The organism is Bacillus sp. FSL R5-0603, from assembly GCF_038050295.1.
In the GTDB taxonomy this organism is placed as follows: Bacteria; Bacillota; Bacilli; order Bacillales; family Bacillaceae; genus Bacillus; species Bacillus subtilis.
In genome coordinates, this window is the sequence record NZ_JBBOYP010000001.1 from 1,667,701 (window position 1) to 1,688,849 (window position 21,149).

Annotated in this window: 18 protein-coding genes; 16 read left to right on the forward strand and 2 right to left on the reverse strand. The window is 42.6% G+C overall.

Translation table 11 applies throughout. The annotated features are described in order from the left end of the window. Positions 1-36 precede the first annotated feature (36 nt). The 10 genes from rny to mutL all read left to right on the forward strand — a co-directional run bounded on the left by rny (position 37) and on the right by mutL (position 12,946). Positions 37-1,599, forward strand: coding sequence for a ribonuclease Y (gene rny, locus NYE56_RS08625; protein WP_003221010.1), 1,563 nt, complete (start codon positions 37-39; stop codon positions 1,597-1,599). A gap of 68 nt (positions 1,600-1,667) precedes the next feature. Further along, positions 1,668-2,462 carry a 2',3'-cyclic-nucleotide 2'-phosphodiesterase gene (gene ymdB, locus NYE56_RS08630; RefSeq protein ID WP_003245138.1) on the forward strand — a complete coding sequence of 265 codons (795 nt, stop codon included), beginning with the start codon at positions 1,668-1,670 and terminating at the stop codon, positions 2,460-2,462. A 199-nt stretch (positions 2,463-2,661) separates the two neighbouring features. Further along, positions 2,662-2,922: a stage V sporulation protein SpoVS gene (gene spoVS, locus NYE56_RS08635; protein ID WP_003154135.1), complete on the forward strand. Its 261-nt coding sequence runs from the start codon at positions 2,662-2,664 to the stop codon at positions 2,920-2,922. Between the two features lie 264 nt (positions 2,923-3,186). Further along, positions 3,187-4,230, forward strand: a complete 1,044-nt coding sequence (tdh, locus tag NYE56_RS08640) for an L-threonine 3-dehydrogenase (RefSeq protein ID WP_015252072.1) — start codon at positions 3,187-3,189, stop codon at positions 4,228-4,230. Between the two features lie 12 nt (positions 4,231-4,242). Beyond that, positions 4,243-5,421, forward strand: a complete 1,179-nt coding sequence (locus NYE56_RS08645; protein ID WP_327830113.1) for a glycine C-acetyltransferase — start codon at positions 4,243-4,245, stop codon at positions 5,419-5,421. Between the two features lie 147 nt (positions 5,422-5,568). Then, a complete protein-coding gene (miaB, locus tag NYE56_RS08650) occupies positions 5,569-7,098 on the forward strand; it encodes a tRNA (N6-isopentenyl adenosine(37)-C2)-methylthiotransferase MiaB (protein WP_014479820.1) in 1,530 nt (509 codons plus the stop codon). Position 7,099: 1 nt separating this feature from the next. Continuing rightward, on the forward strand, positions 7,100-7,531 hold the full coding sequence (gene ricA / locus NYE56_RS08655) for a regulatory iron-sulfur-containing complex subunit RicA (protein WP_003231834.1): 432 nt from the start codon (positions 7,100-7,102) through the stop codon (positions 7,529-7,531). A 261-nt stretch (positions 7,532-7,792) separates the two neighbouring features. Continuing rightward, positions 7,793-8,338, forward strand: coding sequence for an outer spore coat protein CotE (gene cotE / locus NYE56_RS08660; protein ID WP_003231833.1), 546 nt, complete (start codon positions 7,793-7,795; stop codon positions 8,336-8,338). A gap of 132 nt (positions 8,339-8,470) precedes the next feature. After that, the gene (gene mutS, locus NYE56_RS08665; RefSeq protein ID WP_341283714.1) at positions 8,471-11,047 is read left to right on the forward strand and encodes a DNA mismatch repair protein MutS; all 2,577 of its coding nucleotides are present in this window, start codon (positions 8,471-8,473) and stop codon (positions 11,045-11,047) included. Positions 11,048-11,062: 15 nt separating this feature from the next. Then, on the forward strand, positions 11,063-12,946 hold the full coding sequence (gene mutL, locus NYE56_RS08670) for a DNA mismatch repair endonuclease MutL (RefSeq protein ID WP_341283715.1): 1,884 nt from the start codon (positions 11,063-11,065) through the stop codon (positions 12,944-12,946). A gap of 397 nt (positions 12,947-13,343) precedes the next feature. On the opposite strand, the gene NYE56_RS08675 is transcribed toward mutL, so the two are convergent. After that, entirely contained in the window at positions 13,344-13,799 is a 456-nt protein-coding gene (locus NYE56_RS08675; protein WP_015252068.1) for a regulatory YrvL family protein, read from the reverse strand. A gap of 154 nt (positions 13,800-13,953) precedes the next feature. Beyond that, the gene (locus NYE56_RS08680; protein ID WP_014476847.1) at positions 13,954-14,511 is read right to left on the reverse strand and encodes a hypothetical protein; all 558 of its coding nucleotides are present in this window, start codon (positions 14,509-14,511) and stop codon (positions 13,954-13,956) included. A gap of 120 nt (positions 14,512-14,631) precedes the next feature. Here NYE56_RS08680 and NYE56_RS08685 point away from each other — a divergent pair, with 120 nt between their 5' ends. The 6 genes from NYE56_RS08685 (at position 14,632) to fabD (NYE56_RS08710) (ending at position 21,133) form a co-directional block, all read left to right on the forward strand. Then, positions 14,632-15,249: a TetR/AcrR family transcriptional regulator gene (locus tag NYE56_RS08685; RefSeq protein ID WP_268553839.1), complete on the forward strand. Its 618-nt coding sequence runs from the start codon at positions 14,632-14,634 to the stop codon at positions 15,247-15,249. Between the two features lie 189 nt (positions 15,250-15,438). Beyond that, a complete protein-coding gene (locus tag NYE56_RS08690) occupies positions 15,439-16,116 on the forward strand; it encodes an MBL fold metallo-hydrolase (protein ID WP_003231824.1) in 678 nt (225 codons plus the stop codon). Between the two features lie 110 nt (positions 16,117-16,226). Next, on the forward strand, positions 16,227-16,493 hold the full coding sequence (locus NYE56_RS08695) for a hypothetical protein (RefSeq protein ID WP_341283716.1): 267 nt from the start codon (positions 16,227-16,229) through the stop codon (positions 16,491-16,493). Beyond that, the gene (gene fabD / locus NYE56_RS08700) at positions 16,490-17,356 is read left to right on the forward strand and encodes an ACP S-malonyltransferase (protein ID WP_341283717.1); all 867 of its coding nucleotides are present in this window, start codon (positions 16,490-16,492) and stop codon (positions 17,354-17,356) included. The genes NYE56_RS08695 and fabD (NYE56_RS08700) overlap by 4 nt, the downstream gene beginning before the upstream one ends. Before the next feature lie 502 nt (positions 17,357-17,858). Then, positions 17,859-18,833 (forward strand): acyltransferase domain-containing protein, encoded by a 975-nt coding sequence (locus tag NYE56_RS08705; protein ID WP_341283718.1) that lies wholly within the window; start codon positions 17,859-17,861, stop codon positions 18,831-18,833. Next, entirely contained in the window at positions 18,830-21,133 is a 2,304-nt protein-coding gene (gene fabD / locus NYE56_RS08710; protein WP_341283719.1) for an ACP S-malonyltransferase, read from the forward strand. The genes NYE56_RS08705 and fabD (NYE56_RS08710) overlap by 4 nt, the downstream gene beginning before the upstream one ends. The last annotated feature ends 16 nt before the right edge of the window (positions 21,134-21,149 follow it).

Below are 21,149 nucleotides of genomic sequence, written 5' to 3' on the forward strand. Positions count from 1 at the left end.
GCAACAACCAAGTTCATAGCAAGAGGAGGTGAAAGTATGACCCCAATTATGATGGTTCTCATCTCCATTTTGCTGATTCTACTCGGTTTAGTTGTTGGCTACTTTGTTCGTAAAACCATTGCCGAAGCGAAAATTGCGGGCGCACGCGGTGCAGCCGAGCAAATTCTTGAAGATGCAAAGCGTGATGCTGAAGCACTGAAAAAAGAAGCTCTGCTTGAAGCAAAGGATGAAATCCACAAACTTCGAATAGATGCTGAACAGGAAGTTCGTGAAAGACGAAATGAGCTTCAAAAACAAGAAAACCGTTTACTCCAAAAGGAGGAAAACCTTGATCGCAAACATGAGGGAATTGATAAACGGGAAGCGATGTTGGAGAAGAAAGATCATTCTCTGAATGAACGACAACAACATATTGAAGAGATGGAAAGCAAAGTGGATGAGATGATTCGTATGCAGCAGTCAGAGTTGGAACGAATTTCGAGTCTGACTCGTGATGAAGCAAAACAAATCATTCTTGAGCGGGTTGAAAACGAGCTTTCACATGACATCGCCATCATGACAAAAGAAACTGAAAACCGTGCGAAAGAAGAGGCGGATAAGAAAGCGAAAAACATTCTTTCACTCGCCTTACAGCGCTGCGCAGCGGACCACGTTGCCGAAACAACGGTATCAGTTGTCAATCTTCCAAATGATGAGATGAAAGGACGTATCATCGGACGGGAAGGGCGTAACATTCGTACGCTTGAAACGCTGACAGGAATTGACCTGATTATTGATGATACGCCTGAAGCTGTCATTCTTTCCGGATTTGATCCGATCAGACGTGAGACAGCCAGAATTGCTCTTGATAAACTCGTTCAGGATGGCCGTATTCATCCGGCACGGATTGAAGAAATGGTTGAAAAATCTCGCCGCGAGGTCGATGACTATATTCGTGAGATGGGTGAGCAAACGACATTTGAGGTTGGCGTTCACGGCCTCCACCCAGATCTCATCAAGATCCTCGGCCGCTTAAAGTTCCGTACAAGCTACGGTCAAAATGTGCTTAAGCATTCCATGGAAGTCGCATTCTTGGCCGGTCTAATGGCATCGGAGCTTGGTGAAGACGCAAAGCTTGCTAAACGTGCGGGTCTTCTTCACGACATCGGGAAAGCAATTGACCATGAAGTAGAAGGAAGCCACGTTGAAATCGGGGTAGAGCTTGCGACCAAATATAAAGAGCACCCAGTCGTGATTAACAGTATTGCATCACACCACGGGGATGAGGAGCCGACTTCCATTATCGCTGTGCTGGTAGCTGCAGCAGATGCGCTTTCCGCTGCAAGACCTGGCGCAAGAAGTGAGACGCTCGAGAATTATATTCGAAGACTTGAAAAACTCGAAGAAATTTCTGAGTCCTACGAAGGTGTTGAAAAATCATTTGCCATTCAGGCTGGACGCGAAGTGCGTATTATGGTGAAGCCGGATTCAATTAATGATCTTGAGGCTCATCGACTGGCGCGAGATATCCGCAAGCGAATTGAGGACGAGCTCGATTATCCAGGTCATATTAAGGTGACAGTAATCAGAGAGACTCGAGCCGTAGAGTATGCAAAATAAAGTGATGCGCTAAGCATCACTTTATTTTTTTGACGGCAAGGAATTTTCAAGAAGAAAGGATTTACAAAATGAGAATTTTATTTATCGGAGATGTTGTCGGTTCACCGGGCCGTGACATGGTCAAAGAATATGTACCAAAGCTAAAAACAAAATATAAGCCTCACTTTACCATTATTAATGGTGAAAACGCCGCACATGGAAAAGGCCTGACGGAAAAAATTTATCACAGCTTAATCCAGTCCGGCGCAGATGCAATCACAATGGGGAACCACACATGGGACAAAAAAGAAATATTTGATTTTATAGATGACGTTCCGAACTTGGTTCGCCCGGCAAACTTTCCTGAAGGAACACCGGGGAAAGGGATCACATATGTGAAAGCAAACGGCAAAGAACTAGCAGTCATTAATTTGCAGGGACGTACGTTTTTGCCGCCGCTTGATGACCCGTTTTTAAAAGCGGACGAATTGATCGCAGAAGCTGCGAAAAGAACACCGTACATTTTTATCGACTTTCATGCCGAAGCGACAAGTGAAAAGCTCGCACTTGGCTGGTACACGGATGGGAGGGCGTCGGCTGTAGTAGGAACTCATACACACGTGCAAACAGCGGATAACCGCATTTTGCCGAAGGGAACGGCATATATTACTGATGTGGGAATGACTGGCCCGTATGACGGTATACTGGGGATGGACAGAGAGACGATTATTAAGCGATTCAAAACGAACCTTCCAGTCCGGTTTACTGTCGCTGAAGGAAAAACAACGCTCAGCGGAGTTGTCATTGACATTGACGATCAAACGAAAAAAGCCGTGAAAATTGAGCGTATTTTAATCAACGATGATCACATGTTCTTTGAATAGTTGAACATATGGTTATTTTATAAAAATATTAAAAAGAAAAGCAGGAATATAGCAACTCCTTAGTGAATATAGTAAAAATGGAAGGTAGCCCGCTATTTTTGAAAAGCATTGTGGGGATGGCTTTTTGGATAGCAACATCTAATAATGATTGTTCTAATGAACACTCACTTATCCATTGTAAAACTAAGGGGGAGCAGAAATGGAAATCTTAAAAGTTTCAGCAAAATCGAGTCCAAATTCAGTGGCAGGTGCACTTGCAGGCGTGTTGAGAGAGCGAGGAGCCGCCGAGATTCAAGCGATCGGAGCGGGTGCATTAAACCAGGCTGTAAAAGCTGTGGCGATTGCCAGGGGATTTGTGGCGCCTAGCGGCGTTGATTTGATTTGTATTCCGGCTTTTACAGATATTCAAATCGATGGGGAAGAAAGAACAGCGATTAAATTAATCGTGGAGCCTCGCTAAAAACAAATAAAGCATTCTCAACCTGTTTGCGTAATGCAAACAGGTTGTTTTTCATTTATTGGGATATTTTCTCCCGATAGTATTTTTAGCACATAAATGAGCGAATATACAAAATCAAAAATGAGCTAAAACGTTTCAAAAAAAATTCCGCCCATTTTTCAAGACAGATACTTTTGTCCTTCTGGAGAAGACAGTGCTGTTTACGCTTATTCCATATCATGGTACAATCCGAATATAACAAGAATTTTTCAAGGAGGATTGTACATGCAGAGTGGAAAGATGAAAGCTCTAATGAAAAAGGACGGGGCGTTCGGTGCTGTGCTGACTGAAGTTCCCATTCCTGAGATTGATAAACATGAAGTCCTCATAAAAGTGAAAGCCGCTTCCATATGCGGCACGGATGTCCACATTTATAATTGGGATCAATGGGCACGTCAGAGAATCAAAACACCCTATGTTTTCGGCCATGAGTTCAGCGGCATCGTAGAGGACGTGGGAGAGAATGTCAGTAGTGTAAAAGTGGGAGAGTATGTGTCTGCGGAAACACACATTGTCTGTGGTGAATGTGTCCCTTGCCTAACAGGAAAATCTCATGTGTGTACCAATACTGCTATAATCGGAGTGGACACGGCAGGCTGTTTTGCGGAGTATGTAAAAGTTCCAGCTGATAACATTTGGAGAAATCCCGCTGATATGGACCCGTCGATTGCTTCCATTCAAGAGCCTTTAGGAAATGCAGTTCATACCGTACTCGAGAGCCAGCCTGCAGGAGGAACGACTGCAGTCATTGGATGCGGACCGATTGGTCTTATGGCTGTTGCGGTTGCAAAAGCAGCAGGAGCTTCTCAGGTGATAGCGATTGATAAGAATGAATACAGGCTGAGGCTTGCAAAACAAATGGGAGCGACTTGTACTGTTTCTATTGAAAAAGAAGACCCGCTCAAAATTGTAAGCGCTTTAACGAGTGGGGAAGGAGCAGATCTTGTTTGTGAGATGTCGGGCCATCCCTCAGCGATTGCCCAAGGTCTTGCGATGGCTGCGAATGGCGGGAGATTTCATATTCTCAGCTTGCCGGAACATCCGGTGACAATTGATTTGACGAATAAAGTGGTATTTAAAGGGCTTACCATCCAAGGAATCACAGGAAGAAAAATGTTTTCAACATGGCGCCAGGTGTCTCAGTTGATCAGTTCAAACGTGATCGATCTTGAACCTGTTATTACCCATCAGTTTCCGTTAGAGGAGTTTGAAAAAGGTTTCGAACTGATGAGAAGCGGGCAGTGCGGAAAAGTAATTTTAATTCCATAAAGGGGGATAAACATGACGAAGGAATTTGAGTTTTTAAAAGCAGAGCTTGATAGAATGAAAGAAAACCATACATGGCAAGACATAAAACAGCTTGAATCTATGCAGGGCCCATCTGTCACAGTGAATCACCAAAAAGTCATTCAGCTATCTTCTAATAATTACCTCGGATTCACTTCACATCCTAGACTCATCAACGCCGCACAGGAGGCCGTTCAGCAGTATGGAGCCGGCACCGGATCAGTGAGAACGATTGCCGGTACATTTACAATGCATCAAGAGCTTGAGAAAAAGCTGGCAGCCTTTAAAAAAACGGAGGCGGCACTTGTATTCCAATCAGGCTTCACAACAAACCAAGGCGTACTTTCAAGTATTCTATCAAAAGAGGACATTGTCATCTCAGATGAATTGAACCATGCCTCTATTATTGACGGAATTCGGCTGACAAAGGCGGATAAAAAGGTGTATCAGCACGTCAATATGAGTGATTTAGAGCGGGTGCTGAGAAAGTCAATGAATTATCGGATGCGTCTGATTGTGACAGACGGCGTATTTTCCATGGATGGCAACATAGCTCCTTTGCCTGATATTGTAGAGCTCGCTGAGAAATATGACGCATTTGTGATGGTGGATGACGCCCATGCATCCGGAGTACTTGGCGAAAACGGCAGGGGAACGGTGAATCACTTCGGTCTTGACGGCAGAGTTCATATTCAGGTCGGAACATTAAGCAAGGCAATCGGAGTGCTCGGCGGCTACGCTGCAGGTTCAAAGGTGCTGATCGATTATTTGCGCCATAAAGGCCGTCCATTTTTATTCAGCACATCTCATCCGCCGGCTGTCACTGCAGCTTGTATGGAAGCGATTGATGTCTTGCTTGAAGAGCCGGAGCATATGGAGCGCTTGTGGGAGAATACTGCCTATTTTAAAGCAATGCTTGTGAAAATGGGTTTGACTCTCACAGAGAGTCAAACGCCGATTCTTCCTATTTTAATAGGTGATGAAGGTGTGGCAAAGCAATTTTCAGATCAGCTCCTTTCTCACGGTGTTTTTGCCCAAAGTATCGTTTTCCCGACTGTAGCAAAGGGAAAAGCCAGAATTCGCACGATTATAACAGCTGAGCACACCAAAGATGAACTGGATCAGGCGCTTGATGTCATCGAAAAGACGGCAAAGGAGCTCCAGCTATTGTAACAAGAGGAAGAGTTTACTCTTCCTCTTTTGATTCCTTATTGATTATTATTCTCAATGAGTGTACAATGATAGGTTGCCAGTTGTGCAGAGCTTCAATAACCTTTATACTGAAGGGTGGAAGTTTGGTTTGAAAGGAGAAAATATGACATGAATGAAAAACAAAAATTAGAGAGCGGACAAGTTAATCCATCGGACAAAAAATCCGAGAAGGATTACAGCAAATACTTTGAAGCTGTTTACATTCCGCCTTCTTTAAAAGACGCGAAAAAACGAGGCAAGGAAGCCGTTACTTATCATAATGACTTTAAAATTTCTGAACAATTTAAAGGATTGGGAGACGGAAGAAAGTTCTATATCCGTACGTACGGCTGCCAAATGAATGAACACGATACAGAGGTTATGGCAGGGATCTTTATGGCGCTCGGTTACGAAGCGACAAACTCTGTTGACGATGCCAATGTCATTTTGTTAAATACATGTGCAATCCGTGAAAATGCTGAAAACAAGGTGTTTGGTGAGCTCGGACACTTAAAAGCACTGAAAAAAAACAATCCCGATCTGATTTTAGGCGTGTGCGGCTGTATGTCCCAAGAGGAATCAGTCGTGAACCGTATTTTGAAAAAACATCCGTTTGTCGATATGATTTTCGGAACGCATAACATTCATCGCCTGCCGGAGCTTTTGTCAGAAGCATACCTTTCAAAAGAAATGGTTGTAGAAGTTTGGTCTAAGGAAGGGGACGTTATTGAAAACCTTCCGAAAGTCCGAAATGGAAAAATTAAGGGCTGGGTCAATATCATGTACGGCTGTGACAAATTCTGTACGTATTGCATTGTGCCTTACACACGCGGGAAAGAAAGAAGCCGCCGCCCTGAGGATATCATTCAGGAAGTGAGAAGGCTTGCAAGTGAAGGCTATAAGGAAATTACTCTGTTAGGCCAAAACGTAAACGCGTATGGAAAAGACTTTGAAGATATGACGTACGGACTTGGTGATTTGATGGATGAACTGAGAAAAATCGATATCCCGAGAATCCGTTTTACAACGAGTCATCCGCGCGACTTTGACGACCGCCTCATTGAAGTGCTGGCAAAAGGCGGAAATCTGCTTGATCACATTCATCTTCCGGTTCAATCAGGAAGCTCAGAAGTTCTGAAGCTGATGGCCCGCAAATATGACAGAGAGCGTTACATGGAGCTGGTGCGAAAAATAAAGACAGCGATGCCGAACGCTTCTTTGACAACGGACATTATCGTCGGATTTCCAAATGAAACGGACGAACAGTTTGAAGAAACGCTTTCTCTATACCGTGAAGTGGAGTTTGACAGCGCCTATACGTTCATTTACTCTCCGCGTGAGGGCACTCCGGCTGCTAAGATGAAAGATAATGTACCGATGCGTGTGAAAAAAGAACGCCTGCAGCGTCTAAACGCACTGGTGAATGAAATTTCTGCTAAAAAAATGAAGGAATACGAAGGCAAGGTTGTCGAAGTATTAGTTGAGGGTGAAAGCAAAAATAACCCTGATATTCTTGCCGGCTATACGGAAAAAAGCAAGCTTGTCAATTTCAAAGGGCCGAAGGAAGCCATCGGCAAAATCGTCCGCGTGAAAATCCAGCAAGCGAAAACATGGTCGCTTGACGGAGAAATGGTAGGAGAAGCAATCGAGGTGAAATAAGATGACGCTCTACTCAAAAAAAGACATTGTGCAGCAGGCACGAAACCTTGCAAAAATGATTTCTGAAACAGAAGAGGTTGATTTTTTCAAACGGGCTGAAGCGCAAATCAATGAGAATGACAAAGTGTCCACAATCGTTAATCAGATTAAAGCCCTGCAAAAGCAGGCTGTCAATCTGAAGCATTATGAAAAGCATGAAGCGCTCAAACAAGTAGAAGCAAAAATTGACGCGCTGCAAGAAGAGCTTGAAGAGATTCCTGTTATCCAGGAATTCAGAGACTCGCAGATGGAAGTAAATGACCTATTGCAGCTCGTTGCACACACCATTTCCAACCAAGTCACAAATGAAATCATCACATCAACCGGAGGCGACCTGCTGAAAGGGGAAACCGGTTCAAAGGTGAAGCATTCAAATAACAGCTGTTCTCTCTAAACACGGTGCCTTTACAGGCCCGTGTTTTTTTATCATTTGTGCGGTTAAAAATGAACTAAATAATCTATGTACTAAATGTTCAATTGGTTATTCTGTGCTCAGCCGCGTATAAACTTTATCGCACTTATAAGTAAAGTTTCTAGGCACCCCTGCATACAATGGAACAGAAACTTTGTATTTTTATATTTTATTTATAAAAATGCACACTAGACAAATGCCCAGCATAAGATAACACGAAGAAGAACAAGGAGGCATGCCGGAATGTCTGAATACAGGGAAATTATTACGAAGGCAGTAGTAGCGAAAGGCCGAAAATTCACCCAATGCACCAACACCATCTCGCCTGAGAAAAAACCGAGCAGCATTTTGGGTGGTTGGATTATTAACCACAAGTATGACGCTGAAAAAATTGGAAAAACGGTAGAAATTGAAGGGTATTATGATATAAACGTATGGTACTCTTATGCGGACAACACAAAGACAGAGGTTGTCACAGAACGGGTAAAATATGTAGATGTCATTAAACTCAGATACAGAGACAATAATTACTTAGATGATGAGCATGAAGTGATTGCCAAAGTGCTTCAGCAGCCAAACTGCCTTGAAGTGACCATTTCGCCGAATGGAAATAAAATCGTTGTGCAGGCAGAAAGAGAATTTTTGGCGGAAGTGGTAGGGGAAACAAAGGTAGTTGTTGAGGTCAATCCTGACTGGGAAGAGGATGACGAGGAAGATTGGGAAGATGAGCTTGATGAAGAGCTTGAAGACATCAACCCGGAGTTTTTAGTGGGAGATCCTGAAGAATAAAAAAGGGACTAGGGGAGACAGTACCCCCAAGTCTCTTTTTTATATTGATATATCATTCTTTTATCACTTTTTGTTTATGTTATAATGAAGGTTGGAAAATAGAAACGTTGATACATAGTGAGGGATTAAACAATGGCCGGTTATACGCCTATGATACAGCAATATTTAAAAATAAAGGCAGAGCACCAGGATGCCTTTTTATTTTTTCGCCTGGGTGATTTTTACGAAATGTTTTTTGAGGACGCCAAAAAAGCGTCACAGGAGCTGGAAATTACGTTAACGAGCAGAGACGGCGGTGCGGCTGAAAAAATACCGATGTGCGGTGTGCCGTATCATTCTGCTTCCGCGTATATCGAACAGCTTATTAAAAAAGGATACAAAGTGGCGATCTGTGAACAGACGGAAGATCCGAAAGCTGCAAAGGGCGTTGTGAAAAGAGAAGTGGTTCAGCTGATTACGCCCGGAACTGTAATGGACGGCAAAGGCATCCATGAATCGGAAAATAATTTTATCGCATCTGTTTCAGCCTGCTCGAACGGATACGGACTTGCGCTGTCTGATTTAACAACGGGAGAAAATTTGGCTGTTTTGATTGAACGGCTTGAAGACGTCATATCAGAAATTTATTCAGTCGGCGCACGGGAAATCGTGGTTTCAGGAAGCTTGGATGCCGATACAGTGGCACAGCTGAGAGAGCGGTGCGGTGCAACGATTTCAATTGAAGACGGAGAAACAGACGAACACGTAACGATCATTGAGCACTTAAATAATGAAGATATAACAAAAACATTTATGCGCTTATATACGTATCTGAAAAGAACCCAAAAGCGCAGCCTTGATCATCTTCAGCCCGTGCAGGTGTATGAGCTTGAGGAAGCGATGAAAATTGACTTGTACTCAAAGCGTAATCTGGAGCTGACCGAAACGATCCGTTCAAAAAATAAAAAAGGCTCCCTTTTGTGGCTGCTGGATGAAACAAAAACGGCAATGGGAGGCCGGCTGCTTAAACAGTGGATTGACCGGCCGCTTATCAGAGTCAATCAAATCGAAGAGCGCCAAGAAATGGTGGAAACATTGATGTCCCATTTCTTTGAACGGGAAGAACTGCGTGAACGTTTAAAAGAAGTATATGACTTAGAACGCCTTGCCGGACGCGTTGCATTCGGAAATGTCAATGCCCGGGATTTGATTCAGCTGAAGGAATCGTTAAAGCAGGTTCCTGGCATCAAACAGCTGGTTGCTTCACTGGCTCATGACAAGGCCAAGGAACGTGCAAAGCGCATTGACCCTTGCGGGGATGTACTTGAACTGCTGGAAGAAGCGCTGTACGAAAACCCTCCTTTATCGGTAAAAGAAGGGAACCTGATTAAAGATGGTTATAATCAAAAGCTTGATGAATATCGTGATGCAAGCAGAAACGGAAAAGACTGGATTGCCCGCCTGGAACAGCAGGAGCGGGAATACACAGGCATTCGCTCTTTAAAGGTTGGCTTTAATAAAGTTTTCGGTTATTACATTGAAGTGACAAAAGCAAATTTGCACTTGCTTGAGGAAGGGCGTTATGAGCGGAAGCAGACGTTAACCAATGCAGAGCGCTACATTACACCTGAATTAAAAGAAAAAGAAGCGCTCATTTTAGAGGCGGAAAATAACATCTGTGAGCTGGAGTACGAGCTGTTTACCGAGCTGCGCGAGAAAGTGAAGCAGTATATTCCGCGGCTACAGCAGCTTGCAAAACAGATGAGCGAGCTGGACGCACTGCAATGCTTTGCGACAATCAGTGAAAATCGTCACTACACGAAACCGGAGTTCTCTAAAGATGAAGTCGAAGTGATTGAAGGCAGACACCCGGTTGTTGAAAAAGTCATGGACAGCCAGGAATATGTCCCGAACAACTGTATGATGGGCGATAACAGACAAATGCTTCTCATTACAGGTCCAAACATGTCAGGGAAAAGCACGTATATGAGACAAATCGCGCTCATTTCCATTATGGCGCAAATCGGCTGCTTTGTACCCGCGAAAAAAGCGGTGCTTCCGATTTTTGATCAAATTTTTACGCGAATCGGCGCTGCAGATGATTTGATTTCCGGACAAAGTACATTTATGGTAGAAATGCTTGAAGCGAAAAATGCGATTGTCAACGCGACGAAAAACAGCCTCATTCTGTTTGATGAAATCGGGCGGGGAACGTCCACTTATGACGGCATGGCGCTGGCACAGGCGATTATTGAATATGTTCACGATCATATCGGCGCCAAGACGCTGTTCAGCACACACTATCACGAGCTGACCGTTCTTGAGGACAAGCTGCCCCAGCTGAAAAACGTTCATGTTCGCGCTGAAGAATATAACGGAACGGTTGTCTTTCTTCATCAAATTAAAGAAGGTGCCGCTGATAAAAGCTATGGTATCCATGTAGCTCAGCTTGCCGAACTGCCGGGAGATCTGATTGCGCGCGCTCAAGATATTTTAAAAGAGCTTGAGCATTCAGGAAACAAACCGGAAGTGCCGATGCAGAAACCTCAGGTGAAAGAAAAGCCGGCACAGCTGTCCTTTTTTGACGAAGCGGAAAAGCCGGCTGAAACACCAAAGCTTTCAAAAAAAGAAAAGCAAGTGATCGATGCTTTCAAATCACTTAATATACTGGATATGACACCGCTTGAAGCGATGAATGAAATGTACAAGCTGCAAAAGAAATTACATTAAAACGGGGTGATGAATGTGGCAAAAGTCATCCAGCTGTCAGATGAGCTTTCAAATAAAATAGCGGCGGGCGAGGTTGTGGAACGGCCCGCCTCAGTCGTCAAAGAATTGGTGGAAAATGCGATCGACGCTGACAGCACAGTCATTGAAATCGATATTGAGGAAGCAGGCCTTGCATCCATTCGGGTCTTGGATAACGGCGAAGGGATGGAGAATGAAGATTGCAAGCGAGCTTTCCGCCGCCACGCAACGAGTAAAATAAAAGATGAAAATGATTTATTCAGGGTGAGAACGCTCGGTTTCAGGGGAGAAGCCCTGCCGAGTATCGCGTCAGTCTCTCATCTGGAGATTACAACAAGCACTGGTGAAGGAGCTGGGACGAAGCTCGTCCTCCAAGGAGGAAACATCATTTCCGAATCGCGTTCCTCAAGCAGGAAGGGAACTGAAATTGTCGTTTCCAACCTGTTTTTTAACACACCGGCCCGTTTGAAATATATGAAAACCGTTCATACAGAGCTTGGAAACATTACAGATGTGGTTAACCGTATTGCTCTGGCGCATCCAGAGGTATCGATTCGCCTGCGCCATCATGGGAAAAACCTGCTTCAAACGAACGGAAACGGAGATGTGCGCCATGTACTGGCAGCGATTTACGGCACGGCTGTCGCCAAAAAAATGCTTCCGCTGCATGTGAGCTCTTTGGATTTTGAAGTAAAGGGATATATCGCCCTCCCAGAGATTACACGGGCGTCGAGAAACTATATGTCGTCTGTGGTCAATGGCCGTTACATTAAAAATTTCCCGCTCGTCAAAGCGGTTCATGAAGGCTATCATACGCTTCTGCCGATCGGACGCCATCCAATTACCTTTATAGAAATTACGATGGACCCGATTTTAGTCGATGTCAACGTGCATCCATCGAAGCTTGAGGTCCGGCTCAGCAAGGAAACAGAGCTTCATGACTTAATTCGTGACGGAATTAAAGATGTATTTAAACAGCAGCAGCTGATTCCGAGTGCCCAGCTCCCGAAAAAATCGGCACCTGTTATCAAAAATGAGCAGCAGTTCATAACCTTTGATGAAAAGCCTCCGGAAAAAAAAGTTCCGGAAAAATCGACTGCGTCATCTTATTCACCAATGAAGCTCAGCTCAGTCGTGAAAGAGCCGATTGATGCGGAGGAAGAATTGCCTCCTCTCCAATTTGATGCTCCACCTATCGTTGATCAGAAACAAACCCTTGAGGTGTCCGATGTTTCAGAAGAACAGCCTGAAACATTTGAGCAGGAATGCCATGAGGAACAGCAGCAGCCAGCGTCTGATCGGGTTCCAATTATGTACCCGATCGGCCAGATGCACGGGACTTATATATTGGCACAAAACGAAAACGGCCTGTATATTATCGACCAGCACGCCGCCCAAGAACGTATTAAATATGAGTACTTTCGTGAAAAGGTGGGGGAGGTTGAGCCTGAGGTGCAAGATATGATTGTACCGCTGACGTTCCACTACTCCACAAATGAGGCTTTGATTATTGAACAGCACAAACAAGAGCTCGAAAGCGTCGGTGTCTTTTTAGAGTCATTCGGCTCTAACAGTTACATCGTCCGTTGCCACCCGGCCTGGTTTCCAAAGGGAGAAGAAGCAGAGCTTATAGAAGAAATCATTCAGCAGGTGCTCGACTCCAAAAATATAGATATTAAAAAACTCCGCGAGGAAGCGGCGATTATGATGAGCTGCAAAGGCTCCATCAAAGCAAATCGCCACCTCAGAAACGATGAAATCAAAGCGCTTCTGGACGACCTCCGAAGCACATCAGACCCATTTACATGCCCGCACGGCCGCCCGATCATCATTCACCACTCGACATATGAGATGGAAAAGATGTTCAAACGCGTGATGTAGCGGGGGTGGTAGGCATTGATCCATTCTCTGAATGGATCAATGCTTTTTTTGTACTCCTTCGAGTGTCAGATTATAAGAAACGGTTGTAAACGTGTGAGCAGTGTTAACGCATTATACTTCATGGTTCCTCCGTATAACGAAATTTCCATTTACAGGCAATTGGGATTAATGTATATTTTGGGTGAGGGGGTGGAAACATATGGCATGTGGTCCGAAGATCATTATCTTTTTGGATGAACTTGATGATCCAAATGTAAGAATCATTTTAGAATGCAGAATTTAAATTACGACATTGTGTTTTGCTCCCTGTTCGTGTGAACAGGGAGATTTTTTCGTTTATATAACTGGTGATGTCCAAATATAGGGTGTTATGAATTTTCCATATCTGCCATCGGCTTTAAGCTGCTTCTCTATTAGGCTGGTTATCAAAAGCAAGTTCAATGAAAGCCATGAAAGCTGATATCACAACAAGCAAGACATCTGGAATATAAATAGACTGCATAAAGTAATCTGCAAAACAGATCGTTATAAGATTGCTGATAAAATACAGTATAAAAGCAAAAAGTGCAGTCTTTTTCAATGAAAGTGATTTTGCCAAAATGATAGAGATAATCTTTGTGAGTGGGTCTATGATTAATCCTACAGCAAAGCAGGCTAAAATAAATAAAGCTAATGTTTGATTGGAAGCGTATGTGATGCCAAGTATGGAGAACAAGCCTTTCATCCCGAAGAAAAAGCCGCCGAAGATGACTGCAAGCGCAATGGCCGCGATAAAAGTGATAGATACAATTCCGATTAATTTTGATCTCAAGTTAAAATCTTTAGAGTGCTCGTTCTGTTCTTTTTGGTTCAAGTATGACACTCCCTTCACCTGCTTACTCATACAACAGTTACCCTTGAATCAGCCCAAAATATCTATAAGTCTATTTTCTAACGAAAATAGTATAGCATATTTTAACAAAACCAAAAAAGGTCCTTTCCACTAGGGAAGGGCCTTTTTCTTCATGTTAACTCCTGAGATTCGCCGAAGCTTTCTCTTTTTTTGGCCAAATAAAATAGCTGGCTGTAATGAGAAAGTCAATGCCTATAATGACAGTCCACAGTTTAAGAATGCCGCTCAATGCCTCGGTTCGGGCATAGTCATTGATAAAATAGATCATCCCTGCCAATAGTCCCGCACCAATTAAGTAGGCCAGCACATGTCTTAGCCAGCCTTTCGCACCGTGCTTGGCATGATCCATTCCAAAACGTTTCAGCGGTTTTGCGCCTTTTTTTGTCACATAATATTGAAATTTTTCATCTGCCCATTGAATCATTTGTTTCCCATAAGCGATCGATATACCGATGTAAACAGCTGCAATCCCATGGGCTGCGGTCGCTGAGGCTCCGCGGTAAAGGTCCACACCAGTTGCCGCTAACAAGATCAAATCGATAACGGGAGTTAAGGCAAGGAATAGCAGTCCTAATGTATGTCGTTTGAATACGTAGCGTACAGCAAGCCCCAAAACAATGACAACCCAAAACGCAATTTCACAGAAAACAATCATCCATGCGATACCGTTCAATCCATTCCCCTCTTTTCAATACAGTTGTATTATTTAAATAATATGTTACCATCTTTGTTTTTGTAACACAACTGTATTATAAAAATTGCTCTCTCATTTTTTTCTTGTTACAATAAAGCTATGCCAAAACAAATTGATCATGAGAAAAGAAGAAAACAAATTGCAGAAGCAACGTGGCGCGTCATTTTAGAACGAGGGATGGAAGGAGCATCAGCCAGAAATATTGCAAAGGAAGCAGGATTGTCATTAGGTGCGCTGCGCCATTATTTCTCTACACAAGATGAATTGCTTGCTTTTGCAATGAAACTTGTCCAAGAAAAGGTGACGGCCCGAATTAAGGACATTGCAGTGAGGGATTTGCTCCCTAAAGAAAAAGTGTTGCAAATGTTGCTTGAAATGGTCCCAACGAATGAAGAAACGATTAGAGAGATGGAGGTTTGGTTTGCTTTTACTGCTTACGCCAGACATAAAAAGGATATGTTTGATGCGAATCATGACGGGATTTTCAGCGGCATGCGGAATCTGATTGCCTATTTAGATGAATCCGATTTACTGAAGCAGAATGCTGATAAAGACATTGAAGCTGAGAGACTTTACGCGCTTGTTGACGGCTTGGCTTTACATGCCATGCTTGACCCTGTGCGAGTGAATAAAGACCGAATTAAGCGGGTCATTATGCAGCATGTAGAGTCAATTTGCGTGGAAGATACACGTGAGACACAAAAACGACATCCTTAAGGCACTAGTGCGAAAAGCGATTCTTGTTGGGCATGCGTCCAAAAGAGTCGCTTTTTTATATTCAAAGAACAAGGATCTCTGAAAAAAATGGAAAACAATCATGCTGTTTGGTAAAGTGGAATGAAAGACGGACTGAGGGATGAACACTGGTCCATCGTTTAAGAACTTTACATGATAGGGATGGTATAAATGAATCTTACTTACAAGGTGCATCCAATTAAAACAAGGTATCAGGGCTGGACGAATTATTGCTATATCATTGAAGATATTGTAAGCAGATCTGCAATTGTTGTTGATCCCTCATGGGAATTGAGTAAGATAACCACTACACTTTCTGAACTCGAAGCGGAATTAAAGGCAGTCGCATTGACACACTCTCATTATGATCATGTAAATCTGGTAGACCCGCTGACGAAGATGTTTAACGCTCAAGTTTATATGTCAAAAAAAGAAATTGATTATTATCAATTCCGATGCAGAAATTTAATTAGCCTAGATGATCATCAGACAATCAGCATAGGAAACACAAGAGCACAATGCCTTCTCACACCAGGGCATACAGCTGGCGGAATGTGTTATTTGTTTTCTGAGAGTATTTTTACCGGAGATACGGTGTTTACAGAAGGGTGCGGCATATGTGAGGATGATGGCAGCTCTGCGGAAGAGATGTTTGATAGTATTCAAAGAATAAAGTCGGAGGTTTCACCCCATGTACGGGTGTATCCTGGTCACTCATTTGGCAAATCGCCCGGCCATTCGATAAAGGATCTTTATCAGCATAATATTTACTTTCAAATTGATAAGAAAGAATATTTTGTGAAATTTCGCACTCGTAAAAACCAAAAAGGTATTTTTGATTTTAAATAATCCTTCTGAATCTATTATCCTATTTTTCTTCGAATATCTAAATGATTTTTATTTTCGAAAATGATTACATAGAAGGGTGTTATTTATTTTGAAAACTCATTTGAAAGAAAATGAAGCGCATTATCATGATATGGCGCCCTATACGTAATCCGGGTCTTTTTTCTTATGTTCTGTTATATCTCCTGATCCTTTATTCCTCAATGGAAAAAAGCAGAAAAACAATCGAGCAAACTGTAGGAAAAATTAACTTGACGGATAATATTTACAGAGGTTACCATCAACATGAACATGCTACTATTTATCCGGTCATCACTATTATAAAATCATACAGAAGTGAAAGACATCTACTAATCGGAAGGGTGGCTTTGAGAGAATGATCACATATGTTTTTCCAGGTCAGGGTTCACAAAAACAGGGAATGGGCAGCGGCCTATTCGATGAATTTAAAGAACTGACGGATCAGGCAGATGAGATCTTAGGATATTCTATCAAACGTCTTTGCCTGGAAAATCCTTATTCCAATTTAAACAAAACGCAATTTACTCAGCCGGCGTTATATGTGGTAAACGCACTAAGCTATCTGAAAAAAATCAAGGATGAAGAAGTTAAACCTGACTTTGTCGCCGGGCACAGCTTGGGTGAATACAATGCGTTATTTGCAGCTGAAGCCTTTGATTTTAAGACAGGTTTACAGCTTGTCAGAAAAAGAGGCGAACTGATGAGTCTGATAAGCAACGGCGGTATGGCAGCTGTTATGGGACTAAATGAAGAGCAGGTTGCAAAGGCTCTGAAAGAATATCATTTACATGATGTTGATATCGCTAATGTGAATGCCCCATATCAAATTGTAATTTCAGGAAAAAAAGAGGAGATTGAAAAAGCCGCATCTCTTTTTGAAACGATGACTGAAGTTACAATGGTACTCCCCTTAAACGTAAGCGGCGCGTTTCATTCCAGATACATGAATAAGGCAAAAGAAGAATTTGAGGAGTTCCTTCATGCCTTTTATTTTTCGCCTCCGTCTATCCCGGTTATTTCTAATGTGTATGCCAAACCGTATACATACGAATTCATGAAACAGACGCTGGCTGATCAAATTAATCATTCAGTGAAATGGACTGACAGCATAAGATACTTAATGAAAAAAGGCCATATGGAGTTTGAGGAGGTAGGGCCTGGAAATGTTTTAACTGGGTTAATTCATCGCATAAAGAAAGATGCGGAAGCAATGCCCCGCTAAAGCATTTGCCCCTATGGCCGTGTACCTCATCAATCAGGTCTAAACACAGATTTCCTTTCATTTAAGGTATAAAGTTTTAAGGATTCAATCGTTCGATTGACACTGTTTCTAATTGAATAACTTTATATACTGTTACATAAAGAGGCTGATAAATTAAGTTAGACATTTGAACTATGTCAGCCGGTCTGTCAAACCATCGCTCCCACATCTAGATGGTCCATTTTTTAACCGCACCCACCAATCATAGAGTCGATGTTTTTTGCTGATCCTGTTATCATGTTACATCAATTTTGAGATATCAACATCCATCTACGATCACGTCATAAATGAACCGCATCCAGAGCACCAATAGCAATCCTTCCAAGTTGAATCTCCTTTACTTTTCACATATGTCTTTTCCATTTATTAATTTCATTTCAATCGCTGCTATGTGCTTTTACAACATACATGGAAATAAGAAATCCAATAGCCGTCATAAATATAAAAAAAGAAGGTTATACACATGAAAGAACCGCTTGTTTTTATGTTTTCCGGGCAAGGTTCCCAATACTATCACATGGGGAAAGAACTATTTAAGGAAAATACCGTGTTTCGCCAATCAATGCTTGAAATGGATGCCATTGCAGCACGGCGAATCCGCACATCCATTGTTGAAGAAATCTACCATCAAGATAAACGTGTGTCAGATCCGTTTGACAGTATTCTTTTTTCTCACCCCGCCATTTTTATGATCGAGTATTCCTTATATAAGGTTTTGGAAGACAGGGGAATTTATCCTGATTACGTATTAGGATCAAGTCTGGGAGAATTCGCAGCAGCGGCAGTTTCTGGTGTGTCAGACGCAGAGGATATACTGGATTGCATACTTGAACAGGCTATTATCATCCAAAATTCCTGCGATAAAGGAAAAATGCTGGCCATTCTTGACAAACCGCAATTGCTGAATGATCATCATCAACTGTTTGGAAATAGTGAACTCATTTCTATCAATTATGATTCGCACTTCGTCATTTCTGGTGAAGAAGATCATATAAGGAGGATTATGGAGGATTTAAAGGAGAAGCAGATTCTTTGCCAGCTGCTTCCTGTGTCCTATGCCTTTCATTCTTCGCTTATTGATCCGGCAGAGAGTGCCTATGCAGAATTTTTAAGATCAAAATCTTTTAAAAAACCGTCAATACCGATTGTATCGAGCTTAACGGGAAGCTGCCTTCACGTAATGGACGAGAATTTCTTTTGGAATGCGGTCAGAAAGCCAATGATGTTTCGTGAAGCGATTCGATATTTGGAAAGCCAGCATGCATGCAAGTTTATCGATTTAGGGCCATCCGGCACCTTAGCTGCTTTTGTGAAACAGCTGATTCCGGGTGATTCAGCTGACCGTTGCTGCTCAATCATAACACCATTTCATCAGGAGCTGAAAAATCTGAATACGGTTGAGTATTTCCGTACACCAGAAAGGAAGTTTACAAGATGATTACATATGTCTTTCCAGGGCAAGGCTCCCAGCAAAAGGGGATGGGACAAGGCCTATTTGAACAATATCAGCATTTGACTGATCAAGCAGATCAAATATTGGGCTATTCAATAGAGAAGCTATGTACCGAAAAATCATATCTGGATGTAAATCATACTGAATACACGCAGCCGGCTTTGTACGTTGTTAATGCACTCAGTTACTTGAAGAGAGTAGAGGAGACCGGCAGAAAACCTGATTTTGCGGCAGGACATAGCTTAGGAGAATACAATGCGCTGATGGCAGCCGGTGCCTTTGATTTTGAAACCGGATTAAGGCTCGTCAAAAAAAGAGGAGAATTGATGGGACGAATTACAGGGGGCGGAATGGCTGCTGTGATCGGCCTGAGTAAGGAACAAGTTACAGCCGTTTTAGAAGAGCGCCGTCTTCATGACATTGATGTGGCAAATGAAAATACGCCCCGGCAAATTGTGATTTCTGGCCCGAAAAAAGAGGTTGAAAAAGCTCGGGCTGTATTTGAAAACACCAAGGATGTAAAGCTGTTTCATCCATTAAATGTGAGCGGAGCTTTTCATTCCAGATATATGAATGAAGCCAAACAGGTATTTAAGCAATATATTGACTTATTCCAGTTTGCACCTTTGGCGATCCCGGTTATCTCCAATGTCTACGCAGAGCCATACCATCAAGACAGATTAAAAGATACATTATCTGAACAAATGGACAACACAGTGAAATGGACGGACAGCATTCGTTTTCTGATGGGAAGAGGAGAAATGGAGTTTGAAGAGATTGGGCCCGGAACTGTTTTAACCGGTCTCATTCATCGGATTAAAAATGAAGCTGAACCATTGACATATATACTGAAAAAGAACCCCGCGATCAGTGCGCATCTAAAGGAGCAACGCAATGTTCAAGCTGGGATTACGGCAGAATCTTTAGGAAGTGCTGAATTTAAACAAGATTATCATCTTACATATGCTTATCTTGCAGGAGGAATGTACCGCGGCATTGCTTCGAAAGAAATGGTAGTAAAGCTGTCAAGGGCGGGAATGATGGGGTTCTTTGGCACAGGAGGTCTGAGCCTGAAAGAGGTTGAAGATGCGATCCATGCTATACAAGGTGAATTAGGGAAAGGACAAGCCTATGGCATCAATCTGGTCCACAATATGAAACATACTGAATCAGAAGAAAAAATGATCGATCTTTTATTGAGGAATCAAGTGAGCATTGTGGAAGCTTCAGCATTTTTAAGTGTCACCCCTGCATTAGTAAGGTACCGCGCAAAAGGAGTGAAACGAAATCAAAATGGTGACGTTATATGCTCAAATCGTCTCATAGCAAAAATATCACGGCCGGAAGTTGCAGAATCATTTCTGAGTCCTGCGCCTGAGAATATGCTGCAAAAGCTTTTAGGAGAAAATAAAATCACTATGAACGAAGCTGAGTTGTTGCGGTGCATTCCGATGGCTGACGATATTTGTGTAGAAGCTGATTCAGGCGGTCATACAGATGGCGGTGTAGCATACAGCCTGATGCCGGCAATGACATCTTTAAGAGATGAAATGATGAAAAAATATCAATACCGGAAAAAAATAAGAGTTGGTGCAGCTGGAGGAATTGGAACACCTGAGGCAGCGATGGCGGCTTTTATGCTAGGAGCTGATTTTATTCTAACAGGCTCAATCAATCAATGTACGGTTGAGGCGGCAACAAGTGATAAAGTAAAGGATTTGCTTCAGCAGATGAATGTACAAGATACAGCCTATGCGCCTGCAGGTGATATGTTTGAATCGGGCAGTAAAGTGCAGGTGCTAAAGAAAGGCGTGTTCTTTCCCGCACGGGCAAACAAGTTATATGAACTGTATCAGCGGTATGGGTCTATACGTGAGCTGGATGCAAAGATGCTGGCCCAGCTTGAGGAGAAATACTTTAAACGCAGTATAGAAGACATATATAAAGATATTGCATTGCATTATCCCGCTGCAGACATTGAGAAGGCGGAACAAAATCCGAAGCATAAAATGGCTTTGATTTTTCGATGGTACTTCAGATACAGCTCAAAATTGGCAATCAGCGGAAGCGAACATTCGAAGGTCGATTATCAAATTCACTGCGGTCCCGCGCTGGGAGCCTTTAATCAATGGGTCAAAGGATCGCAATTAGAAAATTGGCGAAACCGCCATGTGGATGAAATCGGGAAAAAATTAATGACAGAAACGGCAGTATTGCTTCATGAACGGATGCAATCGATGTATCAGCCGTCGCATGAAACAGACAGCATAAAAATGAAAGTTTGAATATTGTGAAAATATA